The organism is Ferrovibrio sp. GW821-FHT12B10 (genome assembly GCF_058807515.1).
Genome location: NZ_JBXAQT010000001.1, coordinates 1,001,253 through 1,020,302 on the forward strand (window position 1 = coordinate 1,001,253; position 19,050 = coordinate 1,020,302).

The following is a 19,050-nucleotide window of genomic DNA, read 5'->3' on the forward strand; positions in this document are numbered from 1 at the left end:
TCAGGAAGCCTTCAATCACCCAGAATCAATCACCCTGGCAGGGGAAGGCATCGGTGAGCGCCAGACGCACGGTCTGGATCGCCTCCAGCCCCATCTGGTCGGCGTTTTCCTTGACCCACTCCACATACTGCTGGCGCAGCAGGGCCGGCGGCGCTTCGCGCGGCGCGCAGAACAGGCTCAGGTCCTTGGCTTCGCCGACACTGAGCTCATACATTGCCACGGCGCCCTGCAGGTAGCGCAGGCAGCCGGCCAGCCGCGCGCTGCCCTCGGCGCCCTCGCACAGGGCCGCCAGATCCTTGCCCAAAAACCGCGGCGGCGGCGCAAGCGCCGGCGACATCGGCGCCTGGCTCTGGGCCAGGGCGGGAATAGCAGTCAGCAGAAACAGCACGGCAGTCAGGACGCGCATCACACGATCTCGTTCTCGAAAGGCTCGCCACCCATGCGGCGGAAGATGGCATACATGGCTTCGGCCGCCTGATCCAGACGGTTTTTGTCGGTGCTACGCAGCACGATCGCAGTCGAGGCGCGGCCGGCGCGGAACGCCGGGTAAGACCCCATGTCGACATCGGGATACTGCTGCTGCAGCGCGCCCAGGTCTTCCGCAACGGCACCCTCGGGCACGAAGGCCAGCACGGTGCGTGACAGCAGCTTGTCGCCGCCGGTCAGTGTCGGCGTCACGCTGCCGACCATGGCCTGGAAGATCATCGGCACGCCGGCCATCACCATCACATTGTCGATACGGAAACCGGGCGCGGCCGACACCGGATTGTCGATCAGCGTCGCGGTATCGGGAATACGCGCCATGCGCAGGCGCGCGGCGTTCAGCATGCCGGCCTCGTAATGCGCCTCCAGGCGGCGGCGCGCCTCCGGATGCACGTCGATGCCGACACCGAAGGCTTTGGCGATGCTGTCGGCGGTGATGTCGTCGTGCGTAGGCCCGATGCCACCCGAGGTGAAGACATAGTCGTGGCGCGCGCGCAACTCGTTGACGGTCTGCACGATGGTCTCTTCCACATCGGGAATGACGCGCGCCTCACGCAGACGGATGCCGATCTCGGTCAGCTTGCCGGCAAGGAAGTGCATGTTGGCGTCGCGGGTACGGCCGGACAGGATCTCATTGCCGATCACCAGGATGGCGGCGGTGACGATCTTGGGCGCAGAGGAAGGGACAGGCGCATCGGACATGGCCAGAGGCATAGCATGCGCTGGACGGCCCGGCCAGCCGCCGCTATAGCCGGGGCATGGACTTTCCGGCCCCCCTCACCCCTGCCGTGTTGCTGCGCCGTTACAAGCGCTTCCTCGCCGATGTGCGGTTCGCCGACGGCCACGAGGAGACCGTGCACTGCCCCAATCCCGGCGCCATGCTTGGCCTCGACCGGCCCGGCAGCCGGGTCTGGCTCAAGCCCGGCAAGGGCAAGCTGAACTGGGGCTGGGTGATCGCCGAGGCCGATACCGGCGCGCTGGTCGGCATCGACACCGGCCTGCCAAACCGGCTGGCGGCCGAGGCGCTGGCCGCCGACCGCATCGCCGAACTGACCGGCTATCACCTGCATCGGCCGGAGGTGAAATACGGCGCCAACAGCCGCGTCGATTTCCTGCTCACCGCCCCGGGCCAGCGCGACTGCTATCTCGAGATCAAGAACGTGCATCTGAGCCGCCAGCCGCCGCTGGCCGAATTCCCCGATTGCGTAACGGAGCGTGGCGCCAAGCATCTGCGCGAACTTTCAGGGATGGTGGCGGCCGGCCATCGCGCCGTGATGCTGTTCGTCGTGCAGCGCGCCGACTGCAGCCATTTCCGCATCGCCGCCGACTGCGATCCGGGCTATGCCGGCGCCTTCATCGAGGCTAGGAAAGCCGGGGTGGAGGCGCTATGTTATGCTTGTCGCGTTACCGAAGCCGGGATCGTGATTACCGACCGGCTGCCGATAGACTCGTAACGCCCTGTATTTAAACAAGAAATCGGACGTTTGCCGTGAACCAGAACCAGGCCCGCATCATCGACGACATGGACGAGGACGACGATTTCCGTCCAGGCGCCATCCGTCTGCACAGCGCGGCGGATTTCGAGGGCATGCGCAAGGCCGGTCGCCTGGCTGCCGAGACGCTGGATTTCATTACCCCGCATGTGGTGCCCGGCATCACCACCGACGAACTCAACACGCTTTGCCATAACTACATCACCGAGCATGGTGCCGTACCCGCCCCGCTGGGCTATCGCGGCTTCCCGAAATCAATCTGCACCTCGGTCAATCACGTCGTTTGCCACGGCATTCCGGGCGACAAGGTGATGGAAGACGGCGACATCCTGAATATCGACGTCACCGTCATCGTCGATGGCTGGCATGGCGATACCAGCCGCATGTTCCTGGTCGGCGATGTCGGCGTGAAGGGCAAGCGGCTCTGCGAGATCACCTATGAAGCCATGATGCGCGGCATCGAGGTCGTGAAGCCCGGCGCCACCACCGGCGACATCGGTTATGCGATCCAGCGCTTCGCCGAGAAAGAGCGCTTCTCGGTGGTGCGCGACTTCTGCGGCCATGGTCTGGGCCGCATCTTCCACGAACCGCCGAACATCCTGCATTACGGCGAACCGAGCACCGGCGTGCCGCTGCAGGCTGGCATGTTCTTCACCATCGAGCCGATGATCAACGCCGGCAAGTGGCAGGTGAAGCTGCTGTCCGATGGCTGGACCGCAGTGACCAAGGATCGGTCGCTCTCGGCGCAGTTCGAACATTCGATCGGTGTCACCGAGACCGGCTACGAGATTTTCACGCAGTCGCCCAAGGGCTGGCACAAGCCGCCGTATCTCTAAAAGACGGACCGATTGGCAGAAGCGGGCGAAACAGAAAAACCCCACTTCCACGGCCATCGCGCAAGATTGCGGGCCCGCTTCCTCGAAAGCGGCGGTGCGGGCATACCCGATTATGAAATCCTTGAGCTGATCCTGTTCGGCGTCTTCCGCAACGGCGATGTGAAGCCATTGGCGAAAGCGCTGGTGAAGGAATTCGGCTCGCTGGCCGCCGCGCTCGCCGCACCGCCGGAACGGCTGGCGCAGGTGCCCGGCTGCGGCGAGGCCGCGATTGCCGCGCTGAAGGTCACCCGCGAGGCCGGGCTGCGCCTGCTGAAGGCCGAAGCGATGAAGCGGCCGGCCGTGTCGAACTGGCAGGCATTACTGGATTACTGCCGTGCGGCGCTGCAGCACGAGGGCATCGAGCAGTTCCGCATCCTCTTCCTCGATCGCAAGAACCAGGTGATCGCCGACGAGCAGCAGCAGCGCGGCACCGTCGACCATACGCCGGTCTATCCACGTGAAGTCGTGAAGCGCGCCCTGGAGCTGAATGCCGCAGCACTGATCCTGGTGCACAACCACCCCAGTGGCGATCCGACGCCGTCGCGCGCCGATATCGAGATGACCAGGCAGGTATCCGATGCCGCCGCCGCGCTCGGCATCGCCGTGTACGACCATCTGATTATCGGCCGCAAGGGTCATGTGTCCCTGCGCGAGAGAGGCCTGATGGGCTAGCTCTATTCGAAGTCCGACGCTTCGTAGAGTGGACGGATTTCGAGATCGCTCGGACCAGGCATCGGATTGGGGCAGCGCTTGGCCCAGGCCACCGCTTCCTCCATATCCTTCACCTGCCAGAGCCAGAAACCGGCGACCAGTTCATTCGTGGCCGCGAAAGGCCCCTCGATCACGCTGCGCTCGGCGCCATTGAAGGCAATGCGCTTGCCCTTGGCGGACGGATGCAGTCCATCGCCGGACAGCATGATACCGGCCTTGATCAGCTCTTCGTTATATTTGCCCATAGCCTCCAGCAGTTCAGCCGATGGCATTTTCCCCGTCTCGCTGTCGGCCGTCGCCTTCACTATCACCATCACACGCATCGCCTACTCCTCTTTCTTGCAATCAGGACTCAGCCCGCAGCGTGCCGGCAAGTCATGCGGTCAATACGGGGCGGGACTCTGGATACCATGCCGGATAGAGATTGCCGGGCGTGGTCTTGACATCAGTCATTGCAGCAATCAGCCGCCTTGATGGGCGCGTCATCGTACTCATCATGACGCCGCATCCAGTCCATGGTCGAGGATTCGTTGCGGCCCTTCGGCGTCAGGTCGAGGTAGTTATGCGCGCCGATCAGGATGTCGCCGCCCCGGGCGTAGGATGAATAGGTGTGGAAGATGTCACCCTTGGTGTCCTTGTAAAACACGCTGATGCCGGGCAGCTCGTCATTGCCTTCGCTGATCGCCTCGAAATTGTAGAAGACGTCGCCCTGGGCCAGCTCGGCCTCAGTGAAGGAAACATGGTAGTCGTGGTTGAAATCGCTGCCATTAGAGGACACCCACTCGAACTGCCAGCCCATGCGCTTGCGATAGGCCTGCAGCTTGGCCAGTGGCGCGCGCGACACCACCACCACCGACACGTCGTGATGCTTCAGATGTTGGTTGGCACCATCGATATGGTCGGCCAGGAAGGAGCAGCCGGGGCAGCCGGCCTCCCAGTCGGGACCGAACATGAAATGATAGACGATCAGCTGGCTGTTGCCGCCAAACAGCTCAGGCAGGGTCTTGCGGCCTGCCGTGGTCTCGAAGGCATAGCTCTTGTCCACCTTCACCCATGGCAGGGCGCGGCGCTCCTCATGCAGCCGATCCATGGCATGGGTGATTTCCTTTTCGCGGGCCAGATGCGCCTTGCGCGCGGCCAGCCAGTCTTCGCGGGATACGACTTTATGGTTTTCCATGGTCCTCTCCTTCGCTACAGGTGACGTGTCTCGGACGGGGCATGGCCCCAGTCATTATTCCGGCCATCCTCAAACTTGACAGGCGCCGCTGCCAGTTCGGCATCCGCAGCATCGTCCAGGCATGCGAGATTGATGGCGTAGAATGGCCCCAGTCCCTCGATATCGCCGCGACCGAACGGCTTGATGCCGCAAAGGCTGCAGAAGAAATGTCGGATCGTCCGGCTGCCGAAACGGTATTCCGTCAGGCGATCCTCGCCCTGCAGAACCGTGACCGCATCTTCAGTCGCAATCGCCTTCCAGAGTCGCGCCTTGCGGCAGACCGAGCAGTTGCACCGGCTGGTTTCAGCCGACAGGTCCAGCTCGCATTGGAACCGCACGGTACCGCAGTGGCAGCTGCCCGCATATCGACGCTTCATGACCATGTCCTCAGGCGAATTTCGCTTCCAGCTTGTCCAGCGAAGCAGTCCAGCCGCGCGTGTGGCGGGTCTTGGAAGCTTCATCGAAGAGCTGCTCGTGATGCAGAGTCAGGATCGTGCCATCGCCATCGGGCTTCAGCGTGACCGTCACCTGTGACACCCGTTCGGGCGTGGCGGACCAGTTCCAGCTGAAGACCAGCCGCTGGTTCTCCACGATTTCCGTGTAGGTGCCGCCCACCTCATGGGTCTCATCGGCCTTGCCGTCTATATCGGTGCGGAAAGCGACGCGGAAACGGCCGCCGACCCGCAGATCGATATCAGACGCCAGGTAGTCGCAGTTTCCCGGCCCGAACCATTCAACTATTTGCGCGGGGTCCGTCCAGGCGCGGTAGACTTTGGCGGGCGCGGCCTTGAGCCGGCGCTTGAGGGTGAGGCTGGGGCGGACGGGGGCACCAGAGAGAGCTTGGGCGGACATGACTGTTCCTCGACAAAGGCAGCGAGACGATCAAGCGACGCGGACCAGAACCGTTGATAGCGATGCAGCCAGTCCATGGCCTGCTCCATAGGACCGGCATTGAGCCGGCAGGTAACTGTGCGACCGCTTTTGCTCCGGGTGATCAGGCCGGCATCCGACAGCACGTCGAGATGCTTCATGATCGCCGGCAGCGACACTGGAAACGGTCGGGCCAGGTCGCTGATCGTGATGCTGTCCTGCGCCTCGAGCTGCGCCAGCAAAGCCCGTCGCGTCGGGTCTGCAAGCGCTGCAAAGGTGCGGTCCAGCTGGGATTGCGAATACTTAACCATAAGGTTTAGTATTGAGCCAAGACCGCAGATTGTCAACCCCGTGCTTTGGTGACGGGGCACACAGGCGGCACGGCACGGTTATTCGCGGTTTCCTACGCGATCGGCACCGAAGCGCACCGTCACCACGGTGCCCTCGCCCGGCGAAGACTGTACGCTGACGGCGCCGCCATGCAGCAGCGCCAGCTCCTGCACCAGCGGCAGGCCGAGGCCGGAGCCCTGACGCTCGCGCGTCATCACGTTGTCGACCTGTCCGAAGCGCTGCAGTGCCTTGGCGATCTCGTCCTCGTTCATGCCGATACCGGTGTCCCGCACGCCGAAGGCGATGCCGTCACCCTGCTCCATGCGGGCGAACAACGTGACCTGGCCCTCGCGCGGGGTGAACTTCACCGCGTTGGTGAGCAGGTTCAGCGTGATCTGGAACACCGCGCGCTGGTCGGCCCAGAGCACCGGCAGGTCACGCGGCATGTCCATGGCCAGCACGACGCCGCTGTCATGCGCCGCCGCTTCCACCTGCCGCAGGGCCCGTGAGCCGACAGCGGGCAGGTCGACGCTGGTCTCCTGTAATTCATAAGCGCCAGCCTCGATCTTGGAGAGGTCCAGCACGTCATTGATCAGGCTCAGCAAATGCAGGGCGCTGTCATGGATATGGGAGGCATAGGTGCGGTAGCGCTCCTCCAGCGGGCCGATCACCTGGTCCTTCATCACCTCGGCAAAGCCCAGGATGGCATTCATCGGCGTGCGCAGCTCGTGGCTCATATGCGCGAGGAAGGAGGATTTGCTTTTCGAGGCGCGCAACGCCTGGTCGCGCGCCTCGGCCAGGGCGAAATTCATGTCCTCAAGCCGGCGGCGCTGCATCTGCTCCTGGGTGACATCGCGGCCAACGCCGATATAACCGATGAAGCGGCCATCAGTGTCAAAACGCGGGCGGCCGCTGACACTGATGCAGACCAAGCCGCGTGGACGGTGCAGCCATTGCACCAGGTCGGAAAACGGCCGATGGCTGCGCAGATCTTCGACATGCTGCTGCAGGAACGGATCGGTCGAGATATCTCCAAACATTTCGACGCGCGACCTGCCCACATAATCTGTCACCCGCAGACCCGTTACCTGCTCCACCCGGTCCGACATGTAACTGTAGACCAGCTCGGCATCGGTCTCCCAGATCCAGTCGACACTCAGGTCGGCCACATGACGGAAGCGCTGCTCGGCCAGGCTGCGTTCCTCCACCTCATGCTGCAAGCGGTCATTGGTCGCCTCCAATTCGGCTGTGCGGGTGCTGATGCGCGATTCCAGTTCGGCATTGAGCGCGCGTACCTGGGCTTCCGCCGCGCGGCGCTCGGCCATCTGGCGGCTCAGGCGCTTGTTGGTGTCGATCCATTGACCGGTGCTCGGCATACGGCCGACCCAGCGTGCCGCCGGAATCAGCGATACAGCCGTCGCCACGGAGACCATGGCGGTCGCCGCCTTCACCAGGCCCTCGACGCCGTAATCGGGATTCCACAACACCCAGACGCCGAGCAGGTGCGTCAGGCCGCAGAGCACGATGAAGGCCATGAACAGGCCGAGCAGCCAGCGCGGCACCAGGTCGCTGCGCCGCACCGCCACATAGAACAGCGCGGCCGGGATGGCGAAGTAGCTCAGCGCGATGACGGAGTCGGCGACGAAGTGCAGCCAGAACACCTCGGGCTTCCAGATCAGGCACATGCCATGTGGCAGGAACCCGTCGGTTTCCAGGAAATCCAGGACCCAGCCCATGCTTGCTTCCTTCCCCGCTTACTTCTGTCATGAGCATGCCGTGCCGGAATCGCCTCTGTAAATCGCGTATTACGATCCGTGCACAGTCCTAAGTTGCGACTCGGCCCCCGGGTTGACCCCGGACGTCCTTCAGGCCACCATCCGCCTTACCGAGGGGGGCGCCGCTAGGGCGCTGAGATTCGGCCGGCAGGATTCAAAACCCTGCAACGCCGTGACCCTGAAGCCCCGCTACCCGGCTCCGCCGTGGTCGCGGGCTTGTGAACCTGATCCGGGTCATGCCGGCGGAGGGAACGGTCGTATGGCGCATGCTGGATCATGCCGTCTGCATTCCGCGAACATCCACCACACCCCGGATCTCCTGTCGTCTGTTGATACGGAGATCCCCATGGACAAGCTTGCCGACGCCCCCAACTTCAAGATCACCACAGGTCCGCTGCCGGCCTCGGTGAAGGTCTACCAGTCGGGCAGCCTGCACCCCGACATCCGCGTGCCGCATCGCGAGATCGCCACGCATCCATCCGCCAACGAGCCACCGCTGCCGGTCTACGACACCTCCGGGCCCTATACCGACCCGGATGCCGAGATCGACATCAACAAGGGCTTGCCGCGCTGGCGCAGCGCGTCGATCCTGGCGCGTGGCGACGTGGAAGCCTACGACGGCCGCCTGGTGAAGCCGGAAGACAATGGCGGCGCCAGTTCGGTGCCGGCCTTCCCGCTGCATCCCCGGCCTTTGCGCGCCAAGGGCGACGCGGCGGTCACGCAATACGAATACGCCCGGCGCGGCATCATCACGCCGGAGATGGAATATGTGGCTATCCGGGAGAACGAAGCCCGCAAGGAACTGGCGACGCGCGACGGCGAGGATTTCGGCGCCGAGATTCCGGATGTCGTGACACCGGAATTCGTGCGCGCGGAAATCGCGCGCGGCCGCGCCATCATTCCCTGCAACATCAACCACCCAGAACTGGAGCCGATGATCATCGGCCGCAATTTCCTGGTGAAGATCAACGCCAATATCGGCAACTCCGCCGTCACATCGTCGGTGGCCGAGGAAGTCGACAAGATGGTCTGGGCGATCCGCTGGGGCGCCGATACCGTGATGGACCTGTCCACGGGCCGTAACATCCACAACATCCGCGACTGGATCCTGCGCAACTCCCCCGTTCCCATCGGCACCGTGCCGATCTACCAGGCGCTGGAGAAGGTGAACGGCAAGGCCGAGGACCTGACCTGGGAGGTCTATCGCGACACGCTGATCGAGCAGGCCGAGCAGGGCGTGGATTACTTCACCATCCATGCCGGTGTGCGGCTGAGCTATATCCCGCTCACCGCCAACCGCGTCACCGGCATCGTCTCGCGCGGCGGTTCGATCATGGCGAAATGGTGCCTGGCGCATCACCAGGAGAATTTCCTCTACACGCATTTCGAAGACATCTGCGACATCATGCGGGCCTACGACATCAGCTTCTCGCTGGGCGACGGCCTGCGGCCCGGCTCGACTGCCGATGCCAACGACGCCGCGCAGTTCGCCGAGCTGGAGACGCTGGGCGAGCTGACCAAGATCGCCTGGGCCAAGGGCGTGCAGGTGATGATCGAGGGGCCAGGCCATGTCGCCATGCACAAGATCAAGGCCAACATGGACAAGCAGCTCAAGACCTGCGGCGAGGCACCCTTCTATACGCTGGGGCCGCTCACCACCGATATCGCGCCGGGCTACGACCACATCACCAGCGGCATCGGGGCGGCGATGATCGGCTGGTATGGTTGCGCCATGCTCTGCTATGTGACGCCGAAGGAGCATCTGGGCCTGCCCGACCGCAACGACGTGAAGGTTGGCGTGGTGACCTACAAGATCGCGGCACATGCGGCCGATCTGGCCAAGGGCCATCCGGGCGCCGCGAGACGCGACGACGCATTGTCTCGCGCCCGCTTCGAGTTCCGCTGGGAGGACCAGTTCAATCTCGGCCTCGATCCGGAGACGGCGGCGCAGTTCCATGACCAGACCCTGCCGAAGGAAGCGCACAAGACGGCGCATTTCTGCTCGATGTGCGGGCCGAAATTCTGCTCGATGAAGATCAGCCAGGAGGTGCGCGACGCCGCCCGGCAGCAGAATGACGTGGCGCAGGCTGGGATGAATGAGATGGCGGAGCGCTTCCGCAAGGATGGTGGCGAAATCTATCGGCATGCGGAATAGCCGCTTTTCGCATCAAGACGGCAGCCGGCACCTTGCGCGGCCGGCTGCCGCTGCTTACATGGATCGAACCCGTCGGCAGAGCGGGTGAAACAGGGGTAGGCATATGTCACATATTCGCAAAATGGCCACGGCGACCACGCTGGCCGTTATCCTCGCCATCGCACTGGCGCCCGCACTCGCCGCCGCCAAGGCTGGCGGCAGCAGCAGCAGTGCTGGCAGCCGCGGCAGCCGCACCACGCAGTCGGCGCCCGCCACCCCCACCGCCCCCGCGGCCGCGCCGGTCGAGCGCAGCGCCACACCGCCCGCGCAGGCCGCCCCCCGCCCGGCCCAGCAGGCCACGCCTGCTCCGGCCGCACCGGCACCCGCGCAACCGCCCGGCTTCTTCCAGCGCAACCCCTTCATGGCTGGCATGATGGGCGGCCTGGTCGGCGCCGGCATTGCCGGCATGCTGTTCGGCGGCGGCTTCGGCGGCGCCGGCATGGGCTTTGCCGGTGTGCTTGGCCTGCTGCTGCAGGTCGCGCTGATTGGCGGCCTGGTCTGGCTCGGCCTGCGCATCTTCCGCAGCATGCGCGGGGCGCAGCAGCCACAGATGGCGGCCGCAGGCGGCGCGCCGGCCGATTTCCGCGTCACCGACATTCCGCCGGCGCAGTCCCAGCCGCAGGCCCGCATGGCCGACATGCCGGCTTCGGGCGGGACCGCCCTGCAGATCACCGAGACGGATTTCGAGGCTTTCCAGCAGGCCCTGAGCGACATTCAGAGCGCCTGGTCGAAGGCCGATCTGGAAGCCCTGCGTCGTCATGCGACACCGGAGATGGTCGGCTATTTCAGCCGCGACCTGTCGCTGCTGGCGAGCAAGGGCCTGACCAACCATGTCGAGGCGGTGATGCTCGAGCAGGGCGACCTGGCCGAGTCCTGGTCCGAGGATGGCTTTGACTACGCAACGGTCGCGATGCGCTGGAGCGCCCTGGATTACACGCTGCGCAGCGACGGCAGCGTCGCCGAGGGCAGCCGCACCGAACGCGGCAGCAGCACCGAGATCTGGACCTTCCTGCGCGCCAGCAACACGCCGGATGGCAAGTGGCTGCTCAGCGCCATCCAGCAGCCAAGCCTGCACTAAGGCCGGGGGCGCCCATTCTGACCCCGCCCGTCTTCGATGACGCTTTCCAGGGCAAGCTGGCCGAGCTGATGGCCTGGCGGCGCGACGTGCGCCGCTTCAAGCCGCACCAGCCCGTGCCGATGGAGCTGGTCGCCAAGCTGCTGGAAACAGCGGCGCTGGCGCCCAGTGTCGGTAACAGCCAACCCTGGCGCTTCGTGCTGGTCGAACAGCCCGAGCGCCGCGCCAAAGTGATCGCCAATTTCGAGCGGGCCAACAAGGACGCGCTCAGCGACTACAGTGGGGAGAAAGCGAAGCTCTATGCTTCGCTGAAACTCGCGGGCTTGAAAGAGGCGCCGGTGCATCTGGCGGTCTTTGCCGACGAGGCCACGGCGCAGGGCCACGGGCTCGGCCGCCGCACCATGCCGGAGATGCTGGACTACTCGGCCGTGATGGCGGTCTACGGCTTCTGGCTGGCGGCGCGCGCGGCGGGACTGGGGGCTGGCTGGGTCTCGATTTTCGAGCCGGACAGCCTCACGCGCGATCTCGATGTCGATAAAGACTGGAAGCTGGTGGCCTATCTCTGCATCGGCTGGCCCGAGGAAGAGACCGCCACGCCCGAGCTGGAACGCGCCGGCTGGGAACATCGCCGCGACGTGGCCGAGCACATCCTGAAACGCTGAACGGCGCGGGTTTGACGCCGCGCCGTTCCTGCAAATTCTATAAGACCGAGCCTTACGCCGCCGCCTCGAGCATGGCGGTGTATTTCTCGACGCGCGCGTTGGCGCGGGCCTTGGCATGGTCGTCCTTGGCGTCCTCGAAATCCTCGCGGGCATCCTTCAGCGCCGCTTCGACCTTCGCACGATCCAGCTTCGACACTGGCGTGGCCTCTTCGGCCAGCACGGTCAGCTTGTCATTCGCCACTTCGGCAAAGCCGCCAGCGACGAAGATGCGCTCCGCCACCTGGCCGTTCACCGTCACTTCGATGATGCCGTTGCGGATGGTCGAGATCAGCGGGCTGTGACCCGGCAGGACGCCGAAGTCGCCGGCCTCACCGGGCACCACCACCATTTCGGCATCGACGCTGAGAAGCAGCTTCTCGGGCGATACCAGTTCGAACCTGACGGTCTCCGCCATGGTCAACTCCTTTACGCGAAGGCCTTAGGCCGCTTCGGCCGCGAGCTTCTTCGCCTTGGCAATCGCCTCGTCGATGGTGCCGACCATGTAGAAGGCCGACTCCGGCAGATGATCGTGCTTGCCTTCGACGATTTCCTTGAAGCCACGGATCGTCTCGGCCAGCGGCACCTGCACGCCCGGCGAGCCGGTGAACACCTGGGCCACGTCGAAGGGCTGCGACAGGAAGCGCTGGATCTTGCGGGCGCGGGCAACCGTCAGCTTGTCTTCTTCCGACAGTTCGTCCATGCCCAGGATGGCGATGATGTCCTGCAGCGACTTGTAGCTCTGCAGGATCGACTGCACGCGGCGGGCGATGTCGTAATGCTCTTCGCCGACGATGCGCGGATCGAGAATGCGCGAGGTCGAGTCGAGCGGATCGACGGCCGGATAGATGCCGAGCTCGGCGATCTGGCGCGACAGCACGGTGGTCGCATCCAAGTGCGCGAACGAGGTGGCGGGCGCCGGATCGGTCAAATCGTCGGCGGGCACGTAAATCGCCTGCACCGAGGTGATCGAGCCCTTATGGGTCGAGGTGATGCGCTCCTGCAGCATGCCCATGTCGGTGGCCAGCGTCGGCTGGTAACCCACCGCCGACGGGATACGGCCGAGCAGCGCCGACATTTCCGAACCCGCCTGGGTGAAGCGGAAGATGTTGTCGACGAAGAACAGCACGTCCTGGCCTTCCTGGTCGCGGAAGTATTCCGCGAGGGTCAGACCGGTCAGCGCGACGCGGGCGCGGGCGCCCGGCGGCTCGTTCATCTGGCCGTACACGAGGGCGACCTTGGAGCCCGGGCCATCGGTCTTGATGACGCCCGATTCCATCATTTCGTGGTAGAGATCGTTGCCTTCGCGGGTACGCTCACCCACGCCGGCGAACACCGAGTAGCCGCCATGCGTCTTCGCGATGTTGTTGATCAGCTCCATGATCAGCACGGTCTTGCCGACGCCGGCGCCGCCGAACAGGCCGATCTTGCCGCCCTTCGAGTAGGGCGCGAGCAGGTCGACGACCTTGATGCCGGTGACCAGCACCTTCTGTTCGGTCGACTGATCAACATATTCCGGGGCCGGCGCGTGGATCGGCGCGGCATGCTTGGCGTTGATCGGGCCGCGCTCGTCAATCGGCTGGCCAATCACGTTGATGATGCGGCCCAGCGTCTCCTGACCAACCGGCACCGAGATGGCGCTGCCGGTGTCGGTGACTTCCATGCCGCGCACCAGACCGTCGGTCGAGTCCATCGCGATGGTGCGGACGGTCTGTTCGCCCAGATGCTGCGCCACTTCGAGCACCAGATGGTTGCCCTGGTTGGTGCAATGCAGGGCGTTCAGGATCGCCGGCAGGTAACCGTCGAACTGTACGTCGACAACCGCGCCGATGACCTGGGTAATGCGACCCGTCTTGTTCGTAGCCATGATGCTGCTCCGCTCTCTCTTTTCCGTCTCGTCCAGCGCGCGGTCTTAGACCGCCTCGGCGCCGGAGATGATTTCGATAAGTTCTTTGGTGATCTGGGCCTGACGCGACCGGTTGTAGACGGTCGTGAGTTTCTTGATCATCTCGCCGGCATTGCGCGTCGCGTTGTCCATCGCGGACATGCGGGCGCCCTGCTCGGAAGCCGCGTTCTCCAGCAGCGCACGGTAGACCTGCATCGACAGGTTCCGCGGCAGCAGCTGATCGAGAATGGTTTCCTCGTCCGGCTCGAATTCATAGATCGCGCCGTGCAGGTCCGGGGCCGCAGCCGCGTTGGCCGCATCGCCGGCGACCATGGCCGGGATGAGCTGCTGCACGGTCGGGATCTGGCTGATCACCGACTTGAAGTTGTTGTAGAAGATGTGAGCGACGTCGAACTCGCCGGCCTCATACATGGCCAGCACGCGATCGGCGATCTCCTGGGCCTCAGAGAAACCCACCTTCTTGACCTTGGCCAGATCGACGGTATCGGCGATCTTGCTCGCATGGTCGCGACGCAGCTGGTCGCGGCCCTTCTTGCCGACGCAGAGGATCTTCACCGTCTTGCCGGCGGCGGTCAGTTCTTCGATCTTGCGGCGAGCCAGCTTGACGATCGAGGAATTGAACGCACCGCAGAGGCCGCGTTCGGCGGTGGCGACGATCAGGAGATGAACCTGATCCTTGCCGGTGCCGATCATCAGCTTCGGTGCGGTGTCGGAACCCGTCTGGGCAGCCGACAGCGACGCCATGATCTGCGCCATGCGCTCAGCATAAGGACGCGCCGCTTCGGCGGCCTCCTGGGCGCGGCGCAGCTTGCTGGCTGCCACCATCTTCATCGCCTTCGTGATCTTCTGGGTCGATTTGACCGAGTTGATCCGAACGCGCAGTGACTTGAGGCTAGGCATGAAGCTCTACCCTTGGTTCAGCGGCTCAGGCGAAGGTCTTGGCGAGCTCTTCGAGCACGGCCTTGAGTTTGCCTTCCAGGTCCGGCGTCAGCGCCTGGCTCTCACGGATGCCAGACAGAATGTCGCCATGCTTGGACTTGATGGTGCTCAGCAGGGTCTGCTCGAAGCGGCCGACATTGCTGACCGGCAGCTTGTCGAGATAACCCTTCACGCCGGCATAGATCGAGACGACCTGCTCTTCGACCGGCAGCGGCTGGTACTGGGCCTGCTTCAGCAGCTCGGTCAGACGCGCGCCGCGGTTCAGCAGGCGCTGGGTCGCCGGATCGAGATCCGAACCGAACTGGGCGAAAGCGGCCATTTCGCGATACTGCGCGAGTTCCAGCTTGATCGAGCCGGCAACCTGCTTCATCGCCTTGATCTGCGCGGCCGAACCGACGCGGGACACCGAGAGGCCGACGTTGATGGCCGGACGGATACCCTTATAGAAGAGTTCGGTTTCCAGGAAGATCTGGCCGTCGGTGATCGAGATGACGTTGGTCGGGATGTAGGCCGACACGTCGCCGGCCTGGGTCTCGATGACCGGCAGGGCGGTGAGCGAACCGGCGCCGTTCTTGTCCGACATCTTCGCGGCGCGTTCCAGCAGGCGCGAGTGGATGTAGAACACGTCGCCCGGATAGGCTTCGCGGCCCGGCGGGCGGCGCAGCAGCAGCGACATCTGGCGATAGGCAACGGCCTGCTTGGACAGGTCGTCATACACGATCACGGCATGCATGCCGTTGTCGCGGAAGAACTCGCCCATGGCGCAACCGGTATACGGGGCCAGGAACTGCAGCGGCGCCGGCTCGGAAGCGGTGGCGGCCACGACGATCGAGTATTCCATGGCGCCGGCTTCTTCCAGGGTCTTCACGACCTGGGCAACCGTCGAGCGCTTCTGGCCGACCGCGACATAGATGCAGAAGAGCTTCTTCTTCTGATCGCCGGTGTTGGTGGCCTTCTGGTTCAGGATGGCATCGATCGCGACGGCGGTCTTGCCGGTCTGGCGATCGCCGATGATCAGTTCGCGCTGGCCACGGCCGACGGGCACGAGGGCGTCGAGCGCCTTCAGGCCGGTCTGCATCGGCTCATGCACCGACTTGCGCGGGATGATGCCCGGGGCCTTCACTTCGACGCGGGCGCGCTTGACGTCTTTCAGCGGACCCTTGCCGTCGATCGGGTTGCCCAGCGCGTCGACGACGCGGCCCAGCAGACCCATGCCGACCGGAACGTCCACGATGGCGCCGGTCCGCTTGACGGTGTCGCCTTCCTTGATGCCGCGATCTTCGCCGAAGATCACGACGCCGACGTTGTCGGTTTCCAGGTTCAGGGCCATGCCCTTCACGCCGCCGGGGAATTCGACCATCTCGCCGGCCTGGACCTTGTCGAGGCCATGGACGCGGGCGATGCCGTCACCGATGGAGAGAACCTGACCGACTTCCGAAACCTCGGCTTCGGCGCCGAAATTCTTGATCTGGCTCTTCAGGATTTCAGAAATCTCTGCGGCGCGGATATCCATCACGCAACACCTTTCATGGCGGTCTTGAGACTGTTGAGTTTGGTCTGGATCGACGCATCGATCATGCGCGAGCCGAATTTGACGATCAGGCCGCCGATCAGCGAGGGATCGACCTTGGCGTTGATCACGACATTGCCGGCGGAAGCCGTCGACAACGAAGACTTGATCTGGGCGAGCTGCGCGTCGTTCAGCGGCACGGCCGAGACGACATCAGCAACGGTCTCGCCGCGATGATGGCTGAGCAGCGTCTTGAAGGACGCGATGATGTCGCTGAGCGCGAACAGGCGGCGGTTGCCGGCGACAACGCCGAGGAAGCGGCGGACCAGATCGCCCAGGCCGGCTTTTTCGGCGACGGCGGCGATGGCCTTGGCCTGGTCTTCGCGGCTGAAGGCCGGCGAGCGCACCAGACGGACGAGATCCTTGGACTCCGCCAGCATGCCGGCGAGAGCATCGAGATCCTTGGCGACGGCATCAAGCTGGCTCGCATCGCGCGCCAGATCGAACAGCGCAGTCGCATAGCGGCCGGCAATGCCGGAGACGAGCGTAGTTTCAGCCACGAACGACCCTTCTTCTCAATAGGACCGGCGCTGTCGGGCGGGACTCGACCGGAGAACTCCGACCTGCCCTGCGACGCACCGCTTAAGACCTTGCACGACTTAAGGAATTTTCGGGGAAGCTATAGCTTTTTAACGGCCCCCCCGGCGCGAAAGCCGCGTTTAACTAGCATACGGGTCTGGGGGGCGCAACAGCCCGACCGGCCGCATGGCGCAAGCCTTTTGTCGCAGTGCGCAATCTGGTCTGGGGGCGTTACCTGCACGATCATAAGCCGTGCGCTTTACGCACGGAAAATGCGCAAAACCAGCCAGTATCAGCCAAGGCCCGCCAGCGACCATGCCAATTCGAGCCAATCCACGCCAACCCTGACCAATTCGTGCCAATTTCGACCAAGCCCCGCCAGCCCGCGCCATCAATCCTCCCTTCCCTCGCGCACCTCGGCCAGCATCGCGTCCAGTTCGGCATGCGTGTAGTAATCCAGCTCACCCGGCTTCTTGGGCGCAGGCACTGCCACCGCCGCCTTGGGTTTCAGGCCCAGCGCCACCTCCCAGCGGGCGGCGATGTCGCCTTCCAGCCTGGGTCCCAGACGCTCCAGTCCGACCTGCGCGCCCAGCCATTGCAGGGTGCGGGCATCCAGCTTTTCCGCCTGCTGCAGATGCAGCACTGCATGCTCGCCCAGCGCCATGAAACGCAACTGGGCCAGCAGCCGCTGTTCCTCGGCCGCATGTTCGATACGCCTGCGGAAGCTGGGCGAGCGCTTCAGATTCCGACGCAGCACCGAGGGGGGACAGCCCAGCTGTCCGGCCGCCGTCTCCACCGCGAGGCCACGCGCCAGCAATGCAGCGGCAGCCTGCCAGTCGATCTGCCGGCGTTTTTCAGTTTTTTCCTTTAAAATCATATCATTAGGATCATCGCTCATGCCGATGCCTTTCCCGTCTTCCAGATTGTATGGGACCGGCAGCCATCTTATCATGAAAAATGGAACATTTAAAGAACAAATGGTCACGCCCGGCCGCCTTGGCAGTCCGGGCGGCCGACCCAATCTAGAAAGGACGCGACGCTGATGGAGAGACATGAGCGAGCTCTGGCCCATCCTGGTCTATATCGGCCGGCCCAGCCTGATCGGCGGGCTGACCCTGATCGTGATCGCGCTGATCGGACTGTATGTCTCGCGGCGGCATCGCGTCGCTGATCCGCGCGACCCGTGGAAATTCTGGGCGGCGCGCAGCGCCGGCCTGCTGGCGCTGCTTCCCTTGCTGATCACGATTGCCCTGGGTATCGGCGAGCAGTTCTCGCCCGGCCTGCTGGAGCATTATGGCCCCTATGTCGTGCGGCCGGCGAAAGCCGTGCCCGGCAGCGTGCTGGTGGCGGCGGTGCTGCTGTTCAGCCTGACCACGCGCCTGATGCCACAGCGCCGCGGCTGGTACGCCGCCTATGGCCTGGCCTGCATCCTGCTCGGCTTCGGCAGCAGCGTGCTGCTGATTTACGTGGCGAGCTGAAGAGGGGCGAGTTAGCGCAGCAGGGTGAGCAGCACGCTGGGCTGCTGGTTGGCCAGGCCGAGCGACTGGATGGTGAGCTGCTGCGCCACCTGCTTGGACTGCAGGTCGGCGCTGTCGGCGGCCATGTCGGCATTCACCAGCGCGCCGAGCGCCACCGTGATGGAATCGACCATGTTGTTGACGAAGTCGCGCTGCTGCTCCATCGCGCGCTTCTGCGCCGAGACATTCTGACTCGTTTCCAGCAGGCGGTCCTCGAAGGATTGCAGGCCGATGAGCGCCGTGGCGATGTCGGGCGGCGACTTGTTGACGTTCTCGGTCACGTCGTTGGGATCGGGGAACAGGATATTGGGCCCGAGGAACTGGTCGGCATCCCAGTCGAGCTGGTGCGGCGTGGAATAAGTCAGCAGCGAGCCGCCAACATCGGCGACGAAATTCAGCGGCGTCGCGCGCGCATCGCCGGCCAGGATGTTCTTGCCGTTGTATTTGGCCTGGTCGATGTAGTTGTTGACCTGCTCGATCAGCTTGCCGATGTCGCTGCGATAGACATCCTGCTGCGCCACCGCCAGCGAGCCGTCGGCCAGGTTGGCGATCTTGGCGCGGATCTCGCCCACCACCTTATAAATGCTCTGGATCGCCGCCATGGTCACGTCGCCCAGCGCGATGCCGCCCGACAGCGAGGACTGCACCGAGGCATAGGCCTTGATGTTGCTGCGCACGCCCTGGGCGGCGGCATAGATCGCGGCATCGTCGCTGGCATCGGCCACGCGGAATCCGGTCTGCACACGCTTGGCGGTGAAGTTGAGCGAGATCGTGCCGCTGCGCAGCGACGACAGGGCGGTTAACGCACCGCCATTTGTATTAACTGTATTCGCCATGATCGCACCGCGTTCTGCGGCCCATCATTCGGGTTTTCAGGGC

General features: G+C 64.3%; 22 protein-coding genes. 7 read left to right on the forward strand and 15 right to left on the reverse strand.

Going from position 1 to position 19,050, the window contains the following annotated elements; all coding sequences use genetic code 11:
- Positions 1-25: 25 nt before the first annotated feature.
- Positions 26-406 carry a Rap1a/Tai family immunity protein gene (locus AC1RRT_RS05085; protein ID WP_493012697.1) on the reverse strand — a complete coding sequence of 127 codons (381 nt, stop codon included), beginning with the start codon at positions 404-406 and terminating at the stop codon, positions 26-28.
- A complete protein-coding gene (locus tag AC1RRT_RS05090; RefSeq protein WP_493012698.1) occupies positions 406-1,185 on the reverse strand; it encodes a competence/damage-inducible protein A in 780 nt (259 codons plus the stop codon). The genes AC1RRT_RS05085 and AC1RRT_RS05090 overlap by 1 nt, the downstream gene beginning before the upstream one ends.
- Before the next feature lie 56 nt (positions 1,186-1,241).
- Here AC1RRT_RS05090 and sfsA point away from each other — a divergent pair, with 56 nt between their 5' ends.
- The 3 genes from sfsA to radC all read left to right on the forward strand — a co-directional run bounded on the left by sfsA (position 1,242) and on the right by radC (position 3,523).
- A complete protein-coding gene (sfsA, locus tag AC1RRT_RS05095; RefSeq protein ID WP_493012699.1) occupies positions 1,242-1,937 on the forward strand; it encodes a DNA/RNA nuclease SfsA in 696 nt (231 codons plus the stop codon).
- Between the two features lie 68 nt (positions 1,938-2,005).
- The gene (gene map, locus AC1RRT_RS05100) at positions 2,006-2,812 is read left to right on the forward strand and encodes a type I methionyl aminopeptidase (RefSeq protein WP_493015135.1); all 807 of its coding nucleotides are present in this window, start codon (positions 2,006-2,008) and stop codon (positions 2,810-2,812) included.
- Between the two features lie 66 nt (positions 2,813-2,878).
- Positions 2,879-3,523 (forward strand): RadC family protein, encoded by a 645-nt coding sequence (radC, locus tag AC1RRT_RS05105; protein WP_493012700.1) that lies wholly within the window; start codon positions 2,879-2,881, stop codon positions 3,521-3,523.
- Positions 3,524-3,525: 2 nt separating this feature from the next.
- Here the strand turns inward: radC and AC1RRT_RS05110 are convergent, their stop codons facing one another.
- The 6 genes from AC1RRT_RS05110 to AC1RRT_RS05135 all read right to left on the reverse strand — a co-directional run bounded on the left by AC1RRT_RS05110 (position 3,526) and on the right by AC1RRT_RS05135 (position 7,714).
- Positions 3,526-3,885, reverse strand: a complete 360-nt coding sequence (locus tag AC1RRT_RS05110) for a YciI family protein (RefSeq protein WP_493012701.1) — start codon at positions 3,883-3,885, stop codon at positions 3,526-3,528.
- A gap of 122 nt (positions 3,886-4,007) precedes the next feature.
- Positions 4,008-4,739: a DUF899 domain-containing protein gene (locus tag AC1RRT_RS05115; protein ID WP_493012702.1), complete on the reverse strand. Its 732-nt coding sequence runs from the start codon at positions 4,737-4,739 to the stop codon at positions 4,008-4,010.
- Positions 4,740-4,753: 14 nt separating this feature from the next.
- Positions 4,754-5,155: a GFA family protein gene (locus tag AC1RRT_RS05120; RefSeq protein WP_493012703.1), complete on the reverse strand. Its 402-nt coding sequence runs from the start codon at positions 5,153-5,155 to the stop codon at positions 4,754-4,756.
- Between the two features lie 10 nt (positions 5,156-5,165).
- Positions 5,166-5,630, reverse strand: a complete 465-nt coding sequence (locus AC1RRT_RS05125; RefSeq protein WP_493012704.1) for an SRPBCC family protein — start codon at positions 5,628-5,630, stop codon at positions 5,166-5,168.
- Complete coding sequence (locus AC1RRT_RS05130) at positions 5,516-5,959, reverse strand: ArsR/SmtB family transcription factor (protein WP_493012705.1); 444 nt, start codon at positions 5,957-5,959, stop codon at positions 5,516-5,518. The genes AC1RRT_RS05125 and AC1RRT_RS05130 overlap by 115 nt, the downstream gene beginning before the upstream one ends.
- A gap of 78 nt (positions 5,960-6,037) precedes the next feature.
- A complete protein-coding gene (locus tag AC1RRT_RS05135; protein WP_493012706.1) occupies positions 6,038-7,714 on the reverse strand; it encodes a sensor histidine kinase in 1,677 nt (558 codons plus the stop codon).
- A 385-nt stretch (positions 7,715-8,099) separates the two neighbouring features.
- Between AC1RRT_RS05135 and thiC the strand changes: the two genes are divergently transcribed.
- The 3 genes from thiC to bluB all read left to right on the forward strand — a co-directional run bounded on the left by thiC (position 8,100) and on the right by bluB (position 11,684).
- Complete coding sequence (gene thiC, locus AC1RRT_RS05140; protein WP_493012707.1) at positions 8,100-9,908, forward strand: phosphomethylpyrimidine synthase ThiC; 1,809 nt, start codon at positions 8,100-8,102, stop codon at positions 9,906-9,908.
- A 103-nt stretch (positions 9,909-10,011) separates the two neighbouring features.
- Positions 10,012-11,025, forward strand: coding sequence for a TIM44-like domain-containing protein (locus AC1RRT_RS05145; RefSeq protein WP_493012708.1), 1,014 nt, complete (start codon positions 10,012-10,014; stop codon positions 11,023-11,025).
- Entirely contained in the window at positions 10,986-11,684 is a 699-nt protein-coding gene (bluB, locus tag AC1RRT_RS05150) for a 5,6-dimethylbenzimidazole synthase (protein ID WP_493012709.1), read from the forward strand. Before AC1RRT_RS05145 ends, bluB begins: the two co-directional genes overlap by 40 nt.
- 52 nt (positions 11,685-11,736) lie before the next feature.
- Here bluB and AC1RRT_RS05155 read toward each other — a convergent pair whose 3' ends face one another.
- The 6 genes from AC1RRT_RS05155 to AC1RRT_RS05180 all read right to left on the reverse strand — a co-directional run bounded on the left by AC1RRT_RS05155 (position 11,737) and on the right by AC1RRT_RS05180 (position 17,552).
- On the reverse strand, positions 11,737-12,138 hold the full coding sequence (locus tag AC1RRT_RS05155; protein ID WP_493012710.1) for a F0F1 ATP synthase subunit epsilon: 402 nt from the start codon (positions 12,136-12,138) through the stop codon (positions 11,737-11,739).
- A 24-nt stretch (positions 12,139-12,162) separates the two neighbouring features.
- The gene (gene atpD, locus AC1RRT_RS05160; protein WP_493012711.1) at positions 12,163-13,587 is read right to left on the reverse strand and encodes a F0F1 ATP synthase subunit beta; all 1,425 of its coding nucleotides are present in this window, start codon (positions 13,585-13,587) and stop codon (positions 12,163-12,165) included.
- A gap of 45 nt (positions 13,588-13,632) precedes the next feature.
- Positions 13,633-14,526: a F0F1 ATP synthase subunit gamma gene (locus AC1RRT_RS05165; protein WP_493012712.1), complete on the reverse strand. Its 894-nt coding sequence runs from the start codon at positions 14,524-14,526 to the stop codon at positions 13,633-13,635.
- Positions 14,527-14,551: 25 nt separating this feature from the next.
- Positions 14,552-16,078 (reverse strand): F0F1 ATP synthase subunit alpha, encoded by a 1,527-nt coding sequence (gene atpA, locus AC1RRT_RS05170; protein ID WP_493012713.1) that lies wholly within the window; start codon positions 16,076-16,078, stop codon positions 14,552-14,554.
- On the reverse strand, positions 16,078-16,635 hold the full coding sequence (locus AC1RRT_RS05175) for a F0F1 ATP synthase subunit delta (RefSeq protein WP_493012714.1): 558 nt from the start codon (positions 16,633-16,635) through the stop codon (positions 16,078-16,080). Before AC1RRT_RS05175 ends, atpA begins: the two co-directional genes overlap by 1 nt.
- A 410-nt stretch (positions 16,636-17,045) precedes the next feature.
- Complete coding sequence (locus tag AC1RRT_RS05180) at positions 17,046-17,552, reverse strand: hypothetical protein (protein WP_493012715.1); 507 nt, start codon at positions 17,550-17,552, stop codon at positions 17,046-17,048.
- 154 nt (positions 17,553-17,706) lie between these two features.
- Here AC1RRT_RS05180 and AC1RRT_RS05185 point away from each other — a divergent pair, with 154 nt between their 5' ends.
- Positions 17,707-18,132, forward strand: coding sequence for a hypothetical protein (locus AC1RRT_RS05185; protein WP_493012716.1), 426 nt, complete (start codon positions 17,707-17,709; stop codon positions 18,130-18,132).
- A gap of 11 nt (positions 18,133-18,143) precedes the next feature.
- Here AC1RRT_RS05185 and AC1RRT_RS05190 read toward each other — a convergent pair whose 3' ends face one another.
- Complete coding sequence (locus tag AC1RRT_RS05190; RefSeq protein ID WP_493012717.1) at positions 18,144-19,007, reverse strand: flagellin; 864 nt, start codon at positions 19,005-19,007, stop codon at positions 18,144-18,146.
- Positions 19,008-19,050: the final 43 nt, after the last annotated feature.

Bases quoted from the DNA above. Each gene is read 5' to 3' on its own strand.
- AC1RRT_RS05085 (WP_493012697.1), bottom strand. From the start codon at position 406: ATGCGCGTCCTGACTGCCGTGCTGTTTCTGCTGACTGCTATTCCCGCC.
- AC1RRT_RS05090 (WP_493012698.1), bottom strand. From the start codon at position 1,185: ATGTCCGATGCGCCTGTCCCTTCCTCTGCGCCCAAGATCGTCACCGCC.
- sfsA (WP_493012699.1), top strand. From the start codon at position 1,242: ATGGACTTTCCGGCCCCCCTCACCCCTGCCGTGTTGCTGCGCCGTTAC.
- map (WP_493015135.1), top strand. From the start codon at position 2,006: ATGGACGAGGACGACGATTTCCGTCCAGGCGCCATCCGTCTGCACAGC.
- AC1RRT_RS05110 (WP_493012701.1), bottom strand. From the start codon at position 3,885: ATGCGTGTGATGGTGATAGTGAAGGCGACGGCCGACAGCGAGACGGGG.
- AC1RRT_RS05115 (WP_493012702.1), bottom strand. From the start codon at position 4,739: ATGGAAAACCATAAAGTCGTATCCCGCGAAGACTGGCTGGCCGCGCGC.
- AC1RRT_RS05120 (WP_493012703.1), bottom strand. From the start codon at position 5,155: ATGAAGCGTCGATATGCGGGCAGCTGCCACTGCGGTACCGTGCGGTTC.
- AC1RRT_RS05125 (WP_493012704.1), bottom strand. From the start codon at position 5,630: ATGTCCGCCCAAGCTCTCTCTGGTGCCCCCGTCCGCCCCAGCCTCACC.
- AC1RRT_RS05130 (WP_493012705.1), bottom strand. From the start codon at position 5,959: ATGGTTAAGTATTCGCAATCCCAGCTGGACCGCACCTTTGCAGCGCTT.
- AC1RRT_RS05135 (WP_493012706.1), bottom strand. From the start codon at position 7,714: ATGGGCTGGGTCCTGGATTTCCTGGAAACCGACGGGTTCCTGCCACAT.
- thiC (WP_493012707.1), top strand. From the start codon at position 8,100: ATGGACAAGCTTGCCGACGCCCCCAACTTCAAGATCACCACAGGTCCG.
- AC1RRT_RS05145 (WP_493012708.1), top strand. From the start codon at position 10,012: ATGTCACATATTCGCAAAATGGCCACGGCGACCACGCTGGCCGTTATC.
- AC1RRT_RS05155 (WP_493012710.1), bottom strand. From the start codon at position 12,138: ATGGCGGAGACCGTCAGGTTCGAACTGGTATCGCCCGAGAAGCTGCTT.
- atpD (WP_493012711.1), bottom strand. From the start codon at position 13,587: ATGGCTACGAACAAGACGGGTCGCATTACCCAGGTCATCGGCGCGGTT.
- AC1RRT_RS05165 (WP_493012712.1), bottom strand. From the start codon at position 14,526: ATGCCTAGCCTCAAGTCACTGCGCGTTCGGATCAACTCGGTCAAATCG.
- atpA (WP_493012713.1), bottom strand. From the start codon at position 16,078: ATGGATATCCGCGCCGCAGAGATTTCTGAAATCCTGAAGAGCCAGATC.
- AC1RRT_RS05180 (WP_493012715.1), bottom strand. From the start codon at position 17,552: ATGAGCGATGATCCTAATGATATGATTTTAAAGGAAAAAACTGAAAAA.
- AC1RRT_RS05185 (WP_493012716.1), top strand. From the start codon at position 17,707: ATGAGCGAGCTCTGGCCCATCCTGGTCTATATCGGCCGGCCCAGCCTG.
- AC1RRT_RS05190 (WP_493012717.1), bottom strand. From the start codon at position 19,007: ATGGCGAATACAGTTAATACAAATGGCGGTGCGTTAACCGCCCTGTCG.